Source organism: Paenibacillus sp. FSL R5-0636 (assembly GCF_037974255.1).
Classification (GTDB): domain Bacteria; phylum Bacillota; class Bacilli; order Paenibacillales; family Paenibacillaceae; genus Paenibacillus_AQ; species Paenibacillus_AQ odorifer.
Genome location: NZ_CP150232.1, coordinates 2,978,370 through 2,994,639 on the forward strand (window position 1 = coordinate 2,978,370; position 16,270 = coordinate 2,994,639).

The following is a 16,270-nucleotide window of genomic DNA, read 5'->3' on the forward strand; positions in this document are numbered from 1 at the left end:
CAGAAAGGTTGAGAGTGTGGTAAGATAGGTAAAGTGTATAAACTATACGAATTCTGAATGACTGACGGAGTGATATAATGGGTGCAAAAAGTAAAGGTGGCGGCACAGGCAGAGGTACGGGGAGTAAAGGCTGGACACGCTGGAACAAAACAGCAAAACCAGTTAAACCTGCTAAAGGTGACCCAACGACGGGTCCAGGTGCTAAAGGTGCAAGTGGAAGCAAGGGCAGTAATGTGAAAAAAAGCGGAAGCACCAAATAGCTCCCTTAAACTGGGTTATTCCTGAAGGTTAACATCTGATTTTGATCGTTAAAATCAGGTGTTTTTTTATGACCAGATGTAAGTATATAGAGAGAAAGTAGGATCAGCAGTGAGAATCGATAAATATATAAGCGAAACAGGCTTTTGTTCCAGAAGGGAAACCAAACGATTAATTGCTGCAGGTCGAATCGCTGTGAATGGTATCGTCTGTGATGCGAACATTCTTATAGAGCCAGAGGATATCGTATGGATCGATGGGGAGCCGATAACAAGCAGTAAAGGGGAGCCAGTGTATCTCGCTTTGAATAAGCCGATAGGCATTACCTGTACAGCAGCCCCACATGTAGTTGGGAACATTATTGATTTTGTAGGGTATCCTTCACGGATCTTTGCGATCGGCAGATTAGATAAAAACTCGGAAGGCCTCATTTTGTTAACCAACGATGGAGAGATCGTAAATAAAATGATGCGTTCCGAGAATGGGCATGAAAAAGAATATGTAGTTAATGTAGACAAACCGGTTACATCAGAATTCTTACAAGCGATGTCTAGCGGCGTGAACATTCTTGGAATCACAACGAAACCTTGTGAGGTCTATCGGATCACAGAATGTCAGTTTAGAATTATCCTAACTCAAGGTCTTAATCTGCAAATACGCAGAATGAGCAAGGAGTTAGGATATAGAGTACTAAAGCTGGAGCGCATAAGAATTATGAATATTACATTAGACGGCTTGGAGCTGGGACAATGGCGGCATTTAAGCAGTGAAGAGCTGAATGAGCTTATGTCCCGCTTAAACTAACTTTGTCAACAAAGCCTCTGGCAGTTGGGGTAATGTCTACAGCTCCGGTAATCGCTGAGATAACAGAGATCCCATCCGCACCGGCTGCTAATACAGGTGCAACATTTTGCAGCGTGATTCCCCCAATGCCAACCAAAGGGATGGTAATGCCTTTATTTCTTAGTTCTTCAATAATCGCAGTGCCTTGAACAGCTTTGGCATCCTCCTTGGATGACGTAGGATAAATGGGACCCACGCCCAGATAGTCGGCTCCATCGGCAATCGCTTGCTGAGCTTCAACGAAAGAGTGAGCGGATACACCAATGATTTTATTCTCTCCAAGTAGCTGGCGGATTGCCAATGCAGGTGTATCCTCCTGTCCTACATGAATTCCGTCCGCATCAAGCGCGATCGCTAAATCAATGTCGTCATTCACGATAAAGGGCACGCCATTGGCATGACAAATCTTTTGAAGTCGTCTCCCAAGATTAAGTCGAGCCTTATCGCTTAAGGAACCGGTACCCTTTTCACGGAATTGAAACATGGTTATGCCCCCAGCAACCGCTTCCTGCAGCACCTTAACTGGAGCTTTACGGCAATTTACGCTGCCCATAATGAAATAGACTTTTAATAGATCTCGCAGATGTTCACTGTTCATTCGTTGCACTGTTTATCCCTCGCAGTCTGTTCTGATAAGCAAAATGATTGGTTGGTCCATGCCCAGCCCCTATGCTCAGCTCGTCCTCGATCGCCGCTTGTATAAATGCTTTGGCAGTTTGAATGGCCTCTGCTACGGATTTGCCTTTGGCTAGCTCGGCGGTGACTGCTGCTGAATAGGTGCAGCCTGTACCATGCGTATGTCTGGTCTGAATCCGGCTACTCTCCAATAAGGTATATTCGTCGCCATCATATAGAAGATCGGTTACGGCTGTGGTCGAGGTATCATGTCCCCCTTTTAGCACTACATATTTGGAGCCCATGCCATGAATGATTTTGGCTGCTTTTTTGCGTTCTTCGATGGTGGAGATCGTCATCTTTGTGATCATTTCGGCTTCGGGAATATTGGGTGTCGTCACCAATGCTAAGGGCAGCAGATGGCTGATTAAGGATTGAACCGCCTCCTGCAGCAGCAGTGTGGACCCTCCTTTAGCGACCATCACAGGATCAATTACAAGATTAGACCAGCCGTAATACTTAATTTTATCTGCCACAATGCGGATGATGTCACTGTTAAATAACATCCCGGTCTTTACGGCATCTGGTTGCAGGTCAAGTCCTATAGAATCAAGCTGCTGAATTATGGCGTCCAGAGTCACTGGATAAACCCCTTGGACACCAAGCGTATTCTGCGCTGTCACAGCTGTGAGGACGGACATGCCGTAGACAGAAAGCTCCTGAAAGGTTTTTAGATCGGCCTGAATGCCAGCACCACCGCCGCTATCGGAGCCGGCAATGGTTAGAGCTTTGGATATAATCATCGAATTCACTCCTTTGAGGGTCATTAACTGAGCTGTTTGATGCTGGATCTTTCTAGGAAGACTTCTGGTGTGACCCATGTCAGTTGATTTAGAAACTCAACCTGAAAGCTTCCCGGCCCTTGACCAGTTGTTAGTTCAGCGGCGATTTCAGCTGCTACTCCATAGAAGGAGAGGGCTTCCACTGCGGCCTCCAACGAGTCACCGCCACTTACCGCGAGAAATGCCCCCACAACAGCGCTGAGCAAGCAGCCAGTTCCTGTAACCTTCGTGAGAATAGGGTGACCGTTGCTGGCAATATAGGTGTTTTTTCCATTCGTGATCACATCGTCTTTTCCAGTTATGATGACCACACAGCTTAACTTCCTCGCAGCAGCTTCAGCCAAAAGGACTACATCGCCTTCACCTTCGCCAGCATCCACCCCTTTAATGGACCAACTCTCTCCAATGACATTAGCGACTTCAGCCACATTCCCCCGCAGTGCGGTGATTTGCATCTCATTCACTAGCTTTTGAGTGACAGCGGTCCGATAAGAAGTTGCGCCTGCACCTACCGGGTCAAGCACTAGGGGAACCCTGTGTTTATTAGCGGATTTACCAGCAAGCAACATAGATTGAATGGCGTAATCATTGAGTGTGCCGATATTTAGAACTACAGCAGACGACATAGCGGCGATGTCGATCACTTCTTCGTGGGCATCCGCCATAAAGGGAGAGGCGCCAAGCGCCAACAGACCGTTGGCTGAGAAATTGGCTACCACAATATTAGTGATGTTGTGGATCAACGGGTTGGATTCCCGTACTTTGGCTAAATAACTCATCATAATTCCTCCTCAAGCTTGTATGAACAACTAACTAAACATTACAGATTGATAAAAGCTTCCTGTGCTTTAATATCCTCTGGTAGAAGATTGTTGGTGGATAACCACTGCTGAACCTTTTCCCAAGATGTCGGGTCTTGATATCCAAAAGATTGATCGCCAGCATTCATCAGCGGCAGCAGAATCTCAAGACTTTTTTTCTCAATCTCCTTGTCGAGCGGTGAAGTTGCATCTTCATGTGCAACCAGTAAATCCAGGGCTTGTTCAGGATTCTGCTCCACAAATTCCTGTCCTTTTGTAATGGCATTTAGAAATTTTTTAAAGTAGGCTTCAGAATTTTGCAATCCTTGTTCGCTGGCCACCAGCACAAGCTCATAATAGTCAGGCACTCCGTAATCCGTTGGATTAAGCGAAGTGACCGGATGTCCCTCTTTTTCAAGGATTAGTTGTTCATGGTTGATGAACCCGCCCATTATTGCGTCTACTTGTCCAGTAGAGATCGCAGGGATGAGGTCAAAACCTACGTCAATCAGCTTGGCGGATGAAGGATCGCCTCCATCACTCTGGATCATTGTCCGAATCATCGCTTCATAGAGCGGAATGGAGGAATAGCCGATTTGTTTTCCCGCGAGCTCTTTTGGACTATGAATACTGCCAGCCTGAGGAACCATCAGATGATTCAGTGGATGCCGCACGATTGCTGCAATCGAACGTACAGGGATTTTCTCGCCGCGTGCCATAAGTACCTGAGGCTGATAACTGAGCGCTAGATCAATTTGATTCGCTGCAACAAGCTTTAGGGAATCATTGCTGTCTGCAGGCATTTTGATCTCGACATCCAAACCTTCCTCTTGGAAAAAACCTTGCTGTTGCGCAGCGTATAGAAAGGAATGAACGGCATTGGGATACCAATCAAGCATAATCGTCAGCTTGTGTGACTGCTTATTTTCGGTATTGGAGGGATCGGTTTGGGAGTTGTTATTTATCTTGTCTGCCTTCCCGCAGCTGCTTAAGAGCAAAAGTGTGCATACTAGAAATACAGAAATAAGTCCTCGTTGTGGGGATTTTAAATGATTCATTGGTTTGATCCTCTTTTCTTTAAAAATAATTGTTCGAGTAAAGCTATCGCCAGAAAAAGCACCACACCAAGCGCGGACAGCAGAAATACAGCCGCGAACATTTCATCGCTCTGCATATTTCCGGCCATTCTGCGGCTGAAGTAACCGAGTCCTTTACTGCCGCCGAGCCATTCCCCGATAGTAGCTCCGATGACGCAGTATACAATGGACAGCTTTAAGCCAGAGAAAAAAGCAGGCAACGCCAGTGGAATTTGGGTTTTGACAAGCAGCTGCCAGCGGTTTGCACCAAATGTTAATAATAAGTCCTTGTAAGTCTGGCCACTTGTACGAAGTCCATCATATGTACTCACTACGACTGGAAAAAAAGCCGTCAAAAACACCACAGCCACTTTGCTCCACAGCGAATATCCGAACCACATAATAAAAATGGGGGATAGCGCAATTAATGGGATCGTCTGGCTAATGATAAGAAAGGGATAGATGGCCTTTTCTATGGGGCGATACAGGAACATTCCAGTGCCCAGCAATACACCACAAATAACAGAAAGGACAAAACCCACCAGTATCTCCTGTAACGTTGCCAATAAATGCTGTCCGAATAATAATTGCCTGTGCTCGATCAATGCGATTCCAATAGAGGAAGGTGCAGGGAGAATAAAGGCTGGAATCATGTGAAGGCGAACAGCCGACTCCCAGATTACAAGAATGAGCAGTACCAGAAGAAGGAAGGGACCATAGTTGTCTAGATATTTTTTAAAAGGTATAGGTTGCATGCAATCTTCGCTCCAACTCTTCCCGTAGTGCTATAAACCGGGGTTCATAGTTCATCTTATAATGTCTTGGCCTTGGTAGATCCACAACGATCTCCTGTAATTCGCTGTGCGCACCGCCAGATAATAAATAAATCCGGTTACTGAGCAATAGTGCTTCTTCCAGATCATGAGTGATGAGCATAATCGTCTGATTCAATTCACCCCATAACTCCAACAGCCAACGGTGTATCTCGCGTTTGGTCATGGCATCGAGAGCGCCAAAGGGCTCATCCAGCAGCATCAGACCAGTTCCGCCTCCAGCCACTAAGGTGCGCAGAAATGCGACTCGCTGTTTCATTCCACCCGAAAGTTCATGGGGATAAGCCTTCTCTACATCTGCTAAGCCGAAGCGGGTCAACATTTCCCGAATCTGAGTGATCGTTTCTTGTTTATTGAATCTGGGCTTGATCTCCCAAGGCAAAAGGCAGTTGTCGAGCACTGTCCTCCAAGGCAGCAATAAATCCTGCTGAGGCATATAAGCGATCTGGCCTAAACGACTAGCGGTTGACGGGTGCGTAGAGAGTTTTATTTTTCCGTGAGTAGGTTCGAGTAAACCGGCAATCGTTTTGAAAAATGTACTTTTCCCGCATCCGCTAGCACCTACTACGGAGACGAATTCCCCTTGCCTGATATCCATAGATAGATCTGCGAATACAGGGGGGTGCTCAGATTCCGGAAAAGAGTAGGTTAGGCCTTGAATAGATAAAATGGTCGTGATGATCTAACCTCCTAAAATTTTTGTGGAGCGCCTAAACAAATAAAGACCCATCCATTTCCAGAGGAAATGAATGGGTCAAAAAGTTCATTCTGCATAATAACACTTAACATGCTTGATGAAAATTCTGCTCCACTTCCCTCCGCTGGTATGATCCAGATCAGGTTCCAAGGGTCCGGAGCTTGAAGCTCCGTCTCAGTCGGCCGACTCCCCTAGTGAAATAACAGGTCCATATTAATTTGTTTATAAATATACCATATCTTTCTGAGAAGTAAAGAGAGAAAGAAGTGAAGGATTAATCCAAGATTGGGTAAGATATAGGTAGGAATCTAGTTAATATTATAATTCCGATGTATATAATCGGAAAAAAGTATTGACGATCATGTGATGGCAGTGTACTATTCAATTTACCGGAAAAAAACCGGATAGAGAGAGGGGATTTAATAATGAAAAAATGGAGTTTAACTATTATATTGGCGTTAACCGTGGTCCTTGTAGCGGCTTGCGGCAATAATTCGAATACCAATACGGCTGCTGAACCTACAGCTGGAACGAATGGTGGAGCAGCATCTTCAGCGCAAAACAGTTTGGAGGCTGTGAAAGCCAGCGGCAAATTGCGGATAGGTACAGAAGGGACTTATGCGCCTTTTACTTATCATGACACTGCGGGGAAATTGACTGGTTTTGACGTGGAAATTGCTGAAGAAGTAGCAAAGCGTTTAGGTGTTAAAGCTGAATTTTTTGAAACTCAGTGGGATGGTATTTTCGCTGGAATGGATGCGAAACGGTTTGATGTAATCTTTAATGAAGTTTCCATTAACGAAGATCGCAAAGTGAAATATGATTTCTCTGAACCCTATATCGTATCCAAAGCAGTATTGATTGTGAGCGAAGACAATGAGGATATTAAGACCTTTGCCGATCTTAAGGGTAAAAAAGCCGGACAATCCCTGACAAGTAACTTATCCGACATCGCTCGTGAGAACGGTGCTGAAATCGTAGCTACAGACGGTTTCAATCAAGCGATGGACCTGCTGACTTCGGGACGTATTGATGCAACTGTGAATGATGGCTTGTCTTATCTGGATCTGAAAAAACAAAAACCAGATGCAAAAATTAAAGTGGTTGATGAGATTCCTGAAGGATCACAAAGTGCCGCGGTATTCCTGAAAGGTAATGATGAGCTGGTGAAAGCGGTCAGTGATGCGATTACAGAGATGAAGAGTGATGGAACGTACTTGAAAATTTCCGAGAAATACTTTGGAGCTGACGTTTCAAAATAATACAAGGCTAGCAAGGCTAATTAAGCCTGGAAGCTAAAAAGGATGTCTGAATAATGGATGACCGCAAAATACAAATTTTCTTAGACACACTGCTACCCCTGCTAAAAGCCGGGGTGGCTTTTACCATTCCGTTGGCGCTACTTTCCTTTGTGCTTGGATTGATTTTGGCGATCCTAACCGCGCTGGCACGTCTTTCACCGTGGGTAATTCCGAAGCTAATCGCCCGTTTTTATGTGTGGGTTATTCGAGGAACCCCATTGTTAGTGCAGCTATTTATTATATTTTATGGTTTGCCGGCTGTTGGCATTGTACTCGACCCCTTCATTGCCGCCACCATTGGATTTACCCTTAGCGTAGGGGCTTATTCATCGGAAATCGTACGCGCTGCTATCCTGTCGATACATAAAGGCCAATGGGAAGCTGCCTTCTCAGTCGGGATGACTCGTGGGCAGGCTCTGCGCCGCGTAATTCTGCCACAAGCTGCGCGCGTTTCTGTACCGCCGTTATCCAATTCCTTTATTAGCTTGGTTAAAGATACTTCGCTTGCAGCGATCATCACCTATACGGAGATGTTTAGAACCGCACAGCAGGTAGCCTCTACCACTTATGAGCCTCTGCTGGTATACTCCGAAGCAGGATTGTTTTATTTAGTGTTCTGTTCTGTGCTGTCGGCGCTGCAAAATTACTTGGAGAAACGACTCGATCGTTACTCTGCGACCTAAAGGAGAGATACTTGTGATTGAAATCATTAATTTGCATAAATCCTTCGGCGCACTCCAAGTGTTAAAGGGTATTGATCTGAAAATGGAGCATGGAAAGGTACTTGTCATTATTGGGCCATCTGGCTCCGGGAAGACTACACTGCTGCGCTGTTTTAATCTGTTGGAAATCCCGGATCAAGGCAGCCTGTCGCTCAGTGATATCACCATCAATTTTACAGATCATAAGAAAATTCCTCAGAATTCCGTATTGGCCCTTCGTCAGAAAACAGGGATGGTCTTTCAATCGTATAATTTATTTCCGCATATGACTGCGCTTGGCAATGTGATGGAGGGACAGGTAACTGTCCTGAAACGATCCAAGGAAGAAGCGCGCAAGCGGGGGCTTCAGCTGCTGGCTAAGGTGGGTTTGGCAGATAAAGCTGATAACTATCCACATCAGCTGTCAGGTGGACAGCAGCAGAGAGTGGCCATCGCCCGGGCTATGGCAGTAGATCCAGAAGTGTTATTGTTTGATGAGCCCACTTCGGCGCTCGATCCTGAGCTGGTAGGGGAAGTGCTTAAGGTTATCAAACAATTAGCGGCAGAAGGTATGACTATGGTGATTGTGACCCACGAGATGAAATTTGCCGCCGATGTAGCGGACCGGATCATTTTGATGGATGGTGGTCATATCTTAGAGCAAGGGACTCCGCAAGAAGTGCTGGAGCATCCGAAGAATCCCCGGGCTCTGCAATTTCTGAACAGACTGAATGGTGAAGAAGAGTAGAAAGACAATATACACGAAAAAGCGGCTCGGGAATCATCCGGAGCTGCTTTTTCATGTGTAGATTATTCAAATGAGAAGAGTATCTGAAATTTGGCTTATACTCCAGTTTTCAGAAATTCCAAAGCGTTGTAGAGCATAATCGCTGCTTCGGCGCGGGTGAGTTCGCTTTTTGGATTAAACTTTCCGTTAGCATCCAGGCTATTGATCTTGTATTTCAGGGAGCGCTGAATACTGCCTTGATACGCAGGAGTCAGAGAAGCTTCATCAGCGATATCTACTGGAACGATATTGATCATCGGCAGATTGCCAACGCCTTCGATCGCTTGCACTAGATAGTTAGTGAATTGCTCTTTGGTCATAATGAGGTTAGGATCAATGTCTTTAGGAAGCTTAACTTCATTGTAATAAGCATTGATAAAGGCTTCAGCGTACCAGGCTTTGTCTTTTACTTTTGTGAACAAGCCGCTGGCAACAGGAGCTTTGTTAAAATCAATGGCCGCGAGGCTAAGCTGGAGACCGCCGGAGATAAACTGAATCCCTTGGGCTGTAGTTACCTTAGAGCCAGGGAGAAATTGAGATTCGCTGACACCTTTAATTAACCCTTGATTTTTTAAAGAAATGATTTTTTCTTTGCCGTTTATGTTATCAATATCCTTAAAGGTGTTCCCAGCTGCAAACATCTGACCACCCAAAGAAAAGGAGAAAATGGCTACGGTTGTGATCGCTGCTAGTGTGCTTTTTTTCATGTTCATGTCTTTTCACCTCGTTGTATGGATAGGCTCCTTAGCCTTTGTCACTCCTTTAACGTTGTAAATTATGGAAAGGTTGCGGTCTAATCTGTATTATTTCACGAAAAAGTAGATTTTAATAGAAATATGGGCCAGATTGGGGTGTAGTACTTTGGATAAGTGGCATGAAATGATATAATGATGTCAGGCTCTTTTCATTCGTGGTTAATTTTGTTATGATTATATCGTAACGATTACTATTTATGTATTGTCCAAACTGCATAAATAGGAGCGTCTCAGAGGGTACGGATGTTAAATCGTTCCGGGAAGGTAGGAGACCAAATGGATCAAATATCAAATATCAGTCAATTGTTTGCGGCGCAAAAATATAAATTAACGCCTCAGCGTGAAGCTATAGTGAACGTTCTGCTCGACAATGAGAAGGATCATCTAAGCGTAGAAGAAGTATATATGCTTGTTAAGAACAGCTATCCACATCTGGGCCTGGCAACGGTATACCGTACACTTGAGCTTTTATGTGAGCTACACATTGTAGAGAAGATGAACTTCGGAGACGGAGTTGCCCGTTACGATTTGCGCGGGAACGATCATTCGCATATGCATCATCATTTGATATGCAGCGTATGCGGTCGGTTGGAGGAAATTAAGGACGACTGGCTTGTGGAGCTGGAGAGAAGAGTGGAACGTGAATATGGCTTTAACGTCACGGATCACCGCCTTGATTTCAAGGGTACTTATGGAACATGTAAACGTACAGGCTGCAAAAAAGCAAAAGCAGAAGCAGATAAAGCAGTCTCGTAAGATCGCTTTCTAACCTAAAGACACAGGCTCCAAGCCTGTGTCTTTTTTGATTACTGCGTTTTAGGAAGTCTAACTTCGAGTAGGTACAAAGGATTTGATCCACGTTCCGAAGCTGCCAGGGTTACGGCTCTGAACGAGAATTACACCTTCTCCACGAAAGCGGCACACAAGTGCTTCACCACTGGTTATGCTGTTTAGCCAGCCAGAGGCTGCCTTTTCTACCTTATAGTCCATATAATCTGGCCATGCTACGAGGTGTCCGTTATCGATAATCATTTCTTCACCAGGTCCTAAATTAATCGCATGGATAGCACCGAAGGAAGACAGGAACACCGTTCCTCTGCCACTGATTTCTACAATGAAGAAGCCTTCACCGGAGAAGAGCCCTCTGGTTAAATTCTGCATTTTGGTATTTACTTGAATACCTTCAGTTCCGGCGAGAAATCCGTCTTTTTGAACTAACAGTTTATACGATCCGTCTAATTCTATCGCCTGAATATCGCCGAGTGAGCCAGGTGACAGCAATACCTCACTTTGACCACGGGTCGCTCTAAGTTCTTGAAAGAAGAATTTCTCACCGCTCAGCATTCTCCCGAGACCGCGCATTAAACCACCATCCACGGTTCCTTTTAATTCTACGTTAGGTGACATCGCGACCATTGCGCCCATTTCAGCCTTTACGCTTTCACCGGGATTTAGTTGGACCTTTAACATAGCAAAAGCACCTTCATACAAAACCTGGTAATTCATCCTTTAAACCTCCGTATCTATTTAGATAAGATAGAATACTAGCTTTGCTCTAAGTGTAACGGAATTCTTGCTTCGCTCATAGTCTGGAATATGTTAAAATGAAGTTGTCTTATAGATGTAAGATCAATAATCATTCACCCATGAATAGGAGAGTGGTGTCACATGGCACGAACCAAGACACAAAAAGCCTTGCGTAAGGCAGAGCGCTCCGGAGCCTGGTGCGCAGCACAAAGTCGTAGATCGAATAGTGATTATGGAGCCATTTCACAGCATGTACGGTTAACACCAAGCAAGCAGGAACAATTGAATAAGAATAGATATAAGGGGCAGATCTTCCAAGATGATGCTCCTTTTTTATTGGCTATTTGATAAGAGGACGTCGCTCAGCGTATAGTAATTGAAGAAATAATATATAGGAGATGTATCCCAGATGAAACAAAATAAATATGACGATTCGAATTTCTTCTCAGCTTACCAACAAATGCCTCGATCTATCGGAGGGCTTGCAGCAGCAGGAGAATGGCATGTATTAAAGGCGCTTCTTCCAGACTTACATAATAAAAGTGTGCTTGATCTAGGCTGCGGCTTCGGCTGGCATTGCCTATATGCCCGTGAGCAGCAGGCGAGTTCAGTTATAGGTGTGGATATCTCTGAAAAAATGCTGCAGCAGGCGCGTGAAAAAACGAACGATCCTGCTATAACTTATATCCAGCTGCCGATTGAGGACATTGATTTTGCGAGCGAGCAATTTGATGTGGTCCTCAGTTCATTGGCTTTCCACTATATTGAAACTTTTTCAGCCATCTGCCGAAAGGTGCATGCGTTTCTTAAGCCTGGCGGAAGTTTTATTTTTTCAGTGGAGCATCCAATCTTTACCTCACGGGAAGAGCAAGACTGGTATGCCGATGAGCAAGGAAAACGTCTGCATTGGCCCGTAGATCATTATCAATCAGAAGGACTTCGTGAAACTAAATTCTTAACAGAAAATGTGATTAAATACCATCGCACGATTTCCACCTACTTTAATGACCTGATTGAAGCTGGCTTTACTATTAAAGCGGTTAAAGAACCAAAGCCTTCAGAAGAAATGAGTAATGATCCATGGATGAAGGATGAGGAGCGTAGACCGATGTTCCTGATCATTTCGGCTGTAAAAGAATAATTTCATTCTCATGTTTCTTCATTTACACCTGTTCTCTGCTGTGCACACGATATTCTCTTGGTGACATACCAAAACGGCTTCGGAAGACGCGGTGAAAATAGGTATAGTTCGCAAAACCACAAGTTTCTGCTACTTGCTCCAGCGGCATGGGACTGAAGGTTATCCGTTCTCTGGCCATTTCCAGTCGGACATCGTTTACATATTTAATAATACTGGTCCCAAAGGCTTCTTTAAATAAATGAACGGCTCGCGAGACGGATATACCCACAAAACCTGCTACATCCTCCAATAGAAAGGGTACGGTTGCGTGCTCCTCAACATATTGCTTCATTCGGTATGCCAAATAACCTTTTGGAGTAATTGCTGGCTGGTCTGTAATTAGCCGGTCGATTTCCATACATAGAATTTGCAGATAGCAGGCAGATATTTCTGGAGAGAAGTCGGAAAGTCGACGGTGCTCCAGAATTAACTGGCGAAACAAGCCAAGAAAATTCTCACTAAGCGGCACACTTAGGCGAGTGGGTCTTTGTGAACGTTGCCACCATTCATCAATCCATGTTCCCCCGCAAAAAATATGATAATCTCCGCTTTCAATTCGTGGCTTGCCTACAGGGTACTCTTCTTTATCTATGATCAAATAGTAAGGATCATTTGGAGCGAATAACATAATATCCCCGCTTTCCACAGGTGACATCACACCATCGATCAATGCACGGCTTCTTCCTTCCGTTTGCAGACGTATAAGAAAGTTCTGGTTCCCTTGACTTTGAGACATATGAAAAGGCTTGCGATGAAAAGAAAATCCGGCTGATAATACGTGACAGGTAGCAGAATGAGTCATAGGTCCTCCTAGGTGTATTGAAATGATAAGCAGATTGTTCATGTTTTAATCATATTCTTCATTTTAATATATACGCTTTCATATTACTATGTAGCTAAGCAATAAAGAAAGAAATCGACCATCAACGCTAGAAACAGTCGGTATTAGCTGTGCTTACAAGAATGACAGTTTAAGGAAACTGATGAGAATCAGATTAGTCAATTCTGTTACAGCATTATTGTTCAAGTGATTATCACTACAGAAAGCTAACTTTAAATCCAATTGGAGTGATTCGAAAATGCTGAAGATAGGCCTGCAATTGTATACGCTCAGAGAAGAACTGGAACAGGATTTTGAAGGGACACTGCGTAAAGTGGCAGCCCTTGGTTATAAAGGCGTGGAGTTTTTCCATTACTTCGGCCGTAGCGCAGCAGAAGTCAAACAACTGCTTGATGAACTAGGATTAGTTGCGCTGGGCGCACACCGTCCCTATGACGCGTTGTTAAATGATACAGAGGCAGAGATTGCGTACAACCTAGAGATTGGAAATCATAATCTGATTGTGCCGTATCTGTCAGAAGAACAACGTAACTATGAAGAAGTTGCTGCGAATCTGAAGATCATTGGAGAAAAGTGCAAGGCGCGTGGAGCGGTTCTTTTGTACCATAATCATGACTTTGAGTTAACTGATCGATATGGTGACCGTACAGCGTTTGACGGTTTGTTTGAAGAAGTGCCAGCTGATTTGCTGCAAGTTGAAATGGATACATGCTGGGTACATCACGCAGGTTATGATGCCGTAGAATATATCAACAAATACGCTGGCCGGTTGCCGATCATCCATCTGAAAGATTTGAAGAAACATGAGGATGGTTCACCGGAAACGGTTGTTCTAGGCGAAGGAGAAGTAAACCTTACAGCAATTCTTGATGCGGCTGTACAGGCAAAGGTAGAGTGGGCGGTAGTGGAGCAGGATTATTGCAGCCGTTCACCATTAGAAAGTGTAGAAGATAGTTTGAAATGGGTAAAAGCATACGCTAATCAAGGGGGAAATGTTCATGTCTAAAAAGTTGAGAATTGCTATTGTCGGTTGCGGTGGAATTGCTAATGGAAAACATATGCCAAGTTTGTCACGTCAAGCAGATGCTGAAATGGTAGCCTTCTGTGATATCGTCGAAGAACGTGCACAGGAAGCAGCAAAAACCTATGGTGCTGAAGGCGCGGCTGTATATACAGATTATCAAGAGCTTTTGAAAGCCGGAGGATTCGATATCGTGCATGTATGTACACCGAATGACAGTCACTCCGTGATCACAATCGCAGCATTGGAAGCTGGCAATCATGTAATGTGTGAGAAGCCTATGGCGAAGACTACAGCTCAAGCACAGGAAATGTTAGAGGCTGCTAAACGTACAGGCATGAAATTGTCTGTAGCTTATCAAAACCGTTATCGTGCGGATAGTGAATACCTTAAAGACGTTTGCGAAAACGGTGAGCTTGGTGAAATCTATTATGCAAAAGCGATCGCAGTACGTCGTCGTGCGGTTCCTACATGGGGCGTATTCCTGGATGAAGAAAAGCAAGGTGGGGGTCCACTGATCGATATCGGTACGCATGCGCTTGATCTAACATTATGGATGATGGACAATTATAAACCGCGTAGTGTTATGGGCTCGACTTTTCATAAGCTAGGTAACCGTAAAAACGGCGGAAATGCCTTTGGTCCATGGGACCCTGAACAATTTAAAGTAGAAGATTCAGCATTTGGATTTATTACCATGGAAAATGGTGCTACAATTGTACTGGAATCAAGCTGGGCTCTTAATGTATCGGAATTTGGAGAAGCGAAGACGCTCCTCGCAGGTACAGAGGGTGGCGCAGATATGAAGGACGGGTTACGCTTAAATGGTGACCGTGGTGGCCGTCTATACGAGACTAAAATTGACTTGTCCGCAGGGGGAGTAGCTTTCTTTAACGGAGGACAAGAGAGTGAATCCGATCGTGAAGCTCGCTTGTGGCTTGAGGCAGTTAGGGAAGATAAAGAACCAGTAGTTAAACCTGAACAAGCCCTTGTCGTTACCCAAATTTTGGAGGCTATTTACGAATCTTCCCGTACAGGTCGTGCTGTGTATTTTGACGGAACATCAGATAACTAAACGAGAAGCAGGTGTGAAGTTCATGAGTTCAAACAGACATTCTGTAGTCATTGTTGGTTTTGGAGGAATGGGAAGTTATCACGCAGGATTGATAAAAGAGACCTCTACCTTAATCGTAGTTGGAACGTACGATGTGCTTGAAGCACGTCGTACCAATTCCAACGACGCTGGCTACAAGGCGTACCAAAGTTATGAAGAAGTATTGGCAGATTCTTCGGTCGAAATTATTCTAATTGCCACACCGAACGATGTGCACAAAGAAATTGCGATTCGTGCATTACAAGCTGGCAAACATGTCATTTGTGAGAAGCCAGTTACTCTATCGAAGGTTGAATTTCAAGAAATACTGGCAGCCGCTGATGAAGCTGGACGTGTGTTTATGGTGCATCAGAACAGACGTTGGGATGAAGATTTTTTAACCATCAAAAAAATGTACGATGAGGAGACGATTGGATCCCTATTCCAGATCGAATCCCGCGTGCATGGAGCAAACGGAATTCCTGGAGACTGGCGTCATGTTAAGGCACAAGGCGGAGGGATGCTGCTGGATTGGGGCGTTCACTTATTGGACCAGCTATTATTCATGATTGATAGCAAAATCACCAGTGTGAGCAGTAGTCTAAGCTTTATTTTAGGAAACGATGTCGATGACGGCTTTGAAGCTATTCTGCAATTTGAGAATGGAATTAAAGCGATCGTAGAGGTTGGGACGACTAACTTTATTACATTGCCAAGATGGTATGTGAAGGGTATCGAAGGTACTGGAATTATTGAAGACTGGTCATTAACCGGAAGATTGGTGACAAGAAATAACGCAGGTGAAAAAATCGAACCGAAGCCGATTCGTGCAGGTGTAGGACTAACTAAAACTATGGCACCTCCATCGGAGGGGGCAACGATCACTGAGGAATTACCTCAGCCGTCGGAGTTAAGCTCTAGCTTTTATGATAATTTCGCTGCTGTCATTGAGGGTACTGCAGAACCTATCGTTAAGAACGCTGAGGTTATGCGGGTACAGAATTTGATTGAAGTTATTTTTGAAGCTGCTGAGAGTAATCAAGTGGTGAAGAATTTTGATATCTACGGTAAATAATAAGTAAACTATTTCCAAGAGGAGG

At 44.4% G+C, this 16,270-nt stretch carries 20 protein-coding genes and 1 riboswitch; of the genes, 11 read left to right on the plus strand and 9 right to left on the minus strand.

The features are described 5' to 3' along the window. Nucleotides 1-77: 77 nt before the first annotated feature. A complete protein-coding gene (locus tag MKX34_RS13380; RefSeq protein ID WP_038570418.1) occupies nucleotides 78-260 on the plus strand; it encodes a DUF3934 family protein in 183 nt (60 codons plus the stop codon). A 109-nt stretch (nucleotides 261-369) separates the two neighbouring features. Next, entirely contained in the window at nucleotides 370-1,062 is a 693-nt protein-coding gene (locus MKX34_RS13385) for a pseudouridine synthase (protein ID WP_038570422.1), read from the plus strand. On the opposite strand, the gene thiE is transcribed toward MKX34_RS13385, so the two are convergent. The 6 genes from thiE to MKX34_RS13415 are packed head-to-tail and all read right to left on the minus strand — an operon-like array spanning nucleotide 1,043 to nucleotide 5,865. Further along, nucleotides 1,043-1,699: a thiamine phosphate synthase gene (thiE, locus tag MKX34_RS13390; protein ID WP_038570424.1), complete on the minus strand. Its 657-nt coding sequence runs from the start codon at nucleotides 1,697-1,699 to the stop codon at nucleotides 1,043-1,045. The genes MKX34_RS13385 and thiE overlap by 20 nt on opposite strands. Further along, nucleotides 1,689-2,519, minus strand: coding sequence for a bifunctional hydroxymethylpyrimidine kinase/phosphomethylpyrimidine kinase (gene thiD / locus MKX34_RS13395; protein WP_170914225.1), 831 nt, complete (start codon nucleotides 2,517-2,519; stop codon nucleotides 1,689-1,691). Before thiD ends, thiE begins: the two co-directional genes overlap by 11 nt. A gap of 23 nt (nucleotides 2,520-2,542) precedes the next feature. Further along, nucleotides 2,543-3,337 (minus strand): hydroxyethylthiazole kinase, encoded by a 795-nt coding sequence (gene thiM, locus MKX34_RS13400; RefSeq protein WP_038570426.1) that lies wholly within the window; start codon nucleotides 3,335-3,337, stop codon nucleotides 2,543-2,545. A 41-nt stretch (nucleotides 3,338-3,378) separates the two neighbouring features. Further along, nucleotides 3,379-4,416: an ABC transporter substrate-binding protein gene (locus MKX34_RS13405; RefSeq protein WP_038570429.1), complete on the minus strand. Its 1,038-nt coding sequence runs from the start codon at nucleotides 4,414-4,416 to the stop codon at nucleotides 3,379-3,381. Beyond that, nucleotides 4,413-5,189: an ABC transporter permease gene (locus MKX34_RS13410; RefSeq protein ID WP_080742476.1), complete on the minus strand. Its 777-nt coding sequence runs from the start codon at nucleotides 5,187-5,189 to the stop codon at nucleotides 4,413-4,415. The genes MKX34_RS13405 and MKX34_RS13410 overlap by 4 nt, the downstream gene beginning before the upstream one ends. Then, the gene (locus MKX34_RS13415; protein ID WP_179089346.1) at nucleotides 5,170-5,865 is read right to left on the minus strand and encodes an ABC transporter ATP-binding protein; all 696 of its coding nucleotides are present in this window, start codon (nucleotides 5,863-5,865) and stop codon (nucleotides 5,170-5,172) included. The genes MKX34_RS13410 and MKX34_RS13415 overlap by 20 nt, the downstream gene beginning before the upstream one ends. Before the next feature lie 198 nt (nucleotides 5,866-6,063). Continuing rightward, nucleotides 6,064-6,167, minus strand: a riboswitch (TPP riboswitch). A 222-nt stretch (nucleotides 6,168-6,389) separates the two neighbouring features. Here MKX34_RS13415 and MKX34_RS13420 point away from each other — a divergent pair. Genes MKX34_RS13420 through MKX34_RS13430 form a run of 3 tightly spaced genes read left to right on the plus strand, consistent with a single transcriptional unit; the run spans nucleotide 6,390 to nucleotide 8,714 of the window. Then, the gene (locus tag MKX34_RS13420; RefSeq protein WP_038570435.1) at nucleotides 6,390-7,226 is read left to right on the plus strand and encodes an amino acid ABC transporter substrate-binding protein; all 837 of its coding nucleotides are present in this window, start codon (nucleotides 6,390-6,392) and stop codon (nucleotides 7,224-7,226) included. Between the two features lie 53 nt (nucleotides 7,227-7,279). After that, nucleotides 7,280-7,948 carry an amino acid ABC transporter permease gene (locus tag MKX34_RS13425; RefSeq protein ID WP_036686309.1) on the plus strand — a complete coding sequence of 223 codons (669 nt, stop codon included), beginning with the start codon at nucleotides 7,280-7,282 and terminating at the stop codon, nucleotides 7,946-7,948. 13 nt (nucleotides 7,949-7,961) lie between these two features. Next, a complete protein-coding gene (locus tag MKX34_RS13430; RefSeq protein ID WP_036686311.1) occupies nucleotides 7,962-8,714 on the plus strand; it encodes an amino acid ABC transporter ATP-binding protein in 753 nt (250 codons plus the stop codon). A 95-nt stretch (nucleotides 8,715-8,809) separates the two neighbouring features. Here the strand turns inward: MKX34_RS13430 and MKX34_RS13435 are convergent, their stop codons facing one another. Further along, a complete protein-coding gene (locus MKX34_RS13435) occupies nucleotides 8,810-9,466 on the minus strand; it encodes an S-layer homology domain-containing protein (RefSeq protein ID WP_038570438.1) in 657 nt (218 codons plus the stop codon). 318 nt (nucleotides 9,467-9,784) lie between these two features. Between MKX34_RS13435 and MKX34_RS13440 the strand changes: the two genes are divergently transcribed. Next, the gene (locus tag MKX34_RS13440; protein ID WP_036686314.1) at nucleotides 9,785-10,264 is read left to right on the plus strand and encodes a transcriptional repressor; all 480 of its coding nucleotides are present in this window, start codon (nucleotides 9,785-9,787) and stop codon (nucleotides 10,262-10,264) included. Nucleotides 10,265-10,333: 69 nt separating this feature from the next. Here MKX34_RS13440 and MKX34_RS13445 read toward each other — a convergent pair whose 3' ends face one another. After that, entirely contained in the window at nucleotides 10,334-11,014 is a 681-nt protein-coding gene (locus MKX34_RS13445; protein ID WP_036686316.1) for a TIGR00266 family protein, read from the minus strand. Nucleotides 11,015-11,176: 162 nt separating this feature from the next. Between MKX34_RS13445 and MKX34_RS13450 the strand changes: the two genes are divergently transcribed. Together MKX34_RS13450 and MKX34_RS13455 are read left to right on the plus strand one after the other, a co-directional pair. Next, nucleotides 11,177-11,383 (plus strand): hypothetical protein, encoded by a 207-nt coding sequence (locus MKX34_RS13450; RefSeq protein WP_036686317.1) that lies wholly within the window; start codon nucleotides 11,177-11,179, stop codon nucleotides 11,381-11,383. Between the two features lie 61 nt (nucleotides 11,384-11,444). Next, the gene (locus tag MKX34_RS13455) at nucleotides 11,445-12,176 is read left to right on the plus strand and encodes a class I SAM-dependent methyltransferase (RefSeq protein ID WP_076297719.1); all 732 of its coding nucleotides are present in this window, start codon (nucleotides 11,445-11,447) and stop codon (nucleotides 12,174-12,176) included. A 22-nt stretch (nucleotides 12,177-12,198) separates the two neighbouring features. On the opposite strand, the gene MKX34_RS13460 is transcribed toward MKX34_RS13455, so the two are convergent. Beyond that, nucleotides 12,199-13,017, minus strand: coding sequence for an AraC family transcriptional regulator (locus tag MKX34_RS13460; protein ID WP_036686319.1), 819 nt, complete (start codon nucleotides 13,015-13,017; stop codon nucleotides 12,199-12,201). A 277-nt stretch (nucleotides 13,018-13,294) separates the two neighbouring features. Here MKX34_RS13460 and MKX34_RS13465 point away from each other — a divergent pair, with 277 nt between their 5' ends. Genes MKX34_RS13465 through MKX34_RS13475 form a run of 3 tightly spaced genes read left to right on the plus strand, consistent with a single transcriptional unit; the run spans nucleotide 13,295 to nucleotide 16,245 of the window. Further along, a complete protein-coding gene (locus MKX34_RS13465; RefSeq protein WP_036686321.1) occupies nucleotides 13,295-14,062 on the plus strand; it encodes a sugar phosphate isomerase/epimerase in 768 nt (255 codons plus the stop codon). Next, nucleotides 14,055-15,152, plus strand: a complete 1,098-nt coding sequence (locus MKX34_RS13470; protein WP_036686323.1) for a Gfo/Idh/MocA family oxidoreductase — start codon at nucleotides 14,055-14,057, stop codon at nucleotides 15,150-15,152. The genes MKX34_RS13465 and MKX34_RS13470 overlap by 8 nt, the downstream gene beginning before the upstream one ends. Before the next feature lie 22 nt (nucleotides 15,153-15,174). Beyond that, nucleotides 15,175-16,245, plus strand: a complete 1,071-nt coding sequence (locus MKX34_RS13475; RefSeq protein ID WP_038570443.1) for a Gfo/Idh/MocA family oxidoreductase — start codon at nucleotides 15,175-15,177, stop codon at nucleotides 16,243-16,245. The last annotated feature ends 25 nt before the right edge of the window (nucleotides 16,246-16,270 follow it).

What these genes read in the sequence shown, in the direction of transcription:
- MKX34_RS13380 (WP_038570418.1), top strand. Translation starts at nt 78, where the DNA reads ATGGGTGCAAAAAGTAAAGGTGGCGGCACAGGCAGAGGTACGGGGAGT.
- MKX34_RS13425 (WP_036686309.1), top strand. Translation starts at nt 7,280, where the DNA reads ATGGATGACCGCAAAATACAAATTTTCTTAGACACACTGCTACCCCTG.
- thiM (WP_038570426.1), bottom strand. Translation starts at nt 3,337, where the DNA reads ATGAGTTATTTAGCCAAAGTACGGGAATCCAACCCGTTGATCCACAAC.
- MKX34_RS13455 (WP_076297719.1), top strand. Translation starts at nt 11,445, where the DNA reads ATGAAACAAAATAAATATGACGATTCGAATTTCTTCTCAGCTTACCAA.
- thiE (WP_038570424.1), bottom strand. Translation starts at nt 1,699, where the DNA reads ATGAACAGTGAACATCTGCGAGATCTATTAAAAGTCTATTTCATTATG.
- MKX34_RS13405 (WP_038570429.1), bottom strand. Translation starts at nt 4,416, where the DNA reads ATGAATCATTTAAAATCCCCACAACGAGGACTTATTTCTGTATTTCTA.
- MKX34_RS13415 (WP_179089346.1), bottom strand. Translation starts at nt 5,865, where the DNA reads ATGGATATCAGGCAAGGGGAATTCGTCTCCGTAGTAGGTGCTAGCGGA.
- MKX34_RS13420 (WP_038570435.1), top strand. Translation starts at nt 6,390, where the DNA reads ATGAAAAAATGGAGTTTAACTATTATATTGGCGTTAACCGTGGTCCTT.
- MKX34_RS13465 (WP_036686321.1), top strand. Translation starts at nt 13,295, where the DNA reads ATGCTGAAGATAGGCCTGCAATTGTATACGCTCAGAGAAGAACTGGAA.
- MKX34_RS13440 (WP_036686314.1), top strand. Translation starts at nt 9,785, where the DNA reads ATGGATCAAATATCAAATATCAGTCAATTGTTTGCGGCGCAAAAATAT.
- MKX34_RS13475 (WP_038570443.1), top strand. Translation starts at nt 15,175, where the DNA reads ATGAGTTCAAACAGACATTCTGTAGTCATTGTTGGTTTTGGAGGAATG.
- MKX34_RS13450 (WP_036686317.1), top strand. Translation starts at nt 11,177, where the DNA reads ATGGCACGAACCAAGACACAAAAAGCCTTGCGTAAGGCAGAGCGCTCC.
- MKX34_RS13435 (WP_038570438.1), bottom strand. Translation starts at nt 9,466, where the DNA reads ATGAACATGAAAAAAAGCACACTAGCAGCGATCACAACCGTAGCCATT.
- thiD (WP_170914225.1), bottom strand. Translation starts at nt 2,519, where the DNA reads ATGATTATATCCAAAGCTCTAACCATTGCCGGCTCCGATAGCGGCGGT.
- MKX34_RS13460 (WP_036686319.1), bottom strand. Translation starts at nt 13,017, where the DNA reads ATGACTCATTCTGCTACCTGTCACGTATTATCAGCCGGATTTTCTTTT.
- MKX34_RS13470 (WP_036686323.1), top strand. Translation starts at nt 14,055, where the DNA reads ATGTCTAAAAAGTTGAGAATTGCTATTGTCGGTTGCGGTGGAATTGCT.
- MKX34_RS13445 (WP_036686316.1), bottom strand. Translation starts at nt 11,014, where the DNA reads ATGAATTACCAGGTTTTGTATGAAGGTGCTTTTGCTATGTTAAAGGTC.
- MKX34_RS13410 (WP_080742476.1), bottom strand. Translation starts at nt 5,189, where the DNA reads ATGCAACCTATACCTTTTAAAAAATATCTAGACAACTATGGTCCCTTC.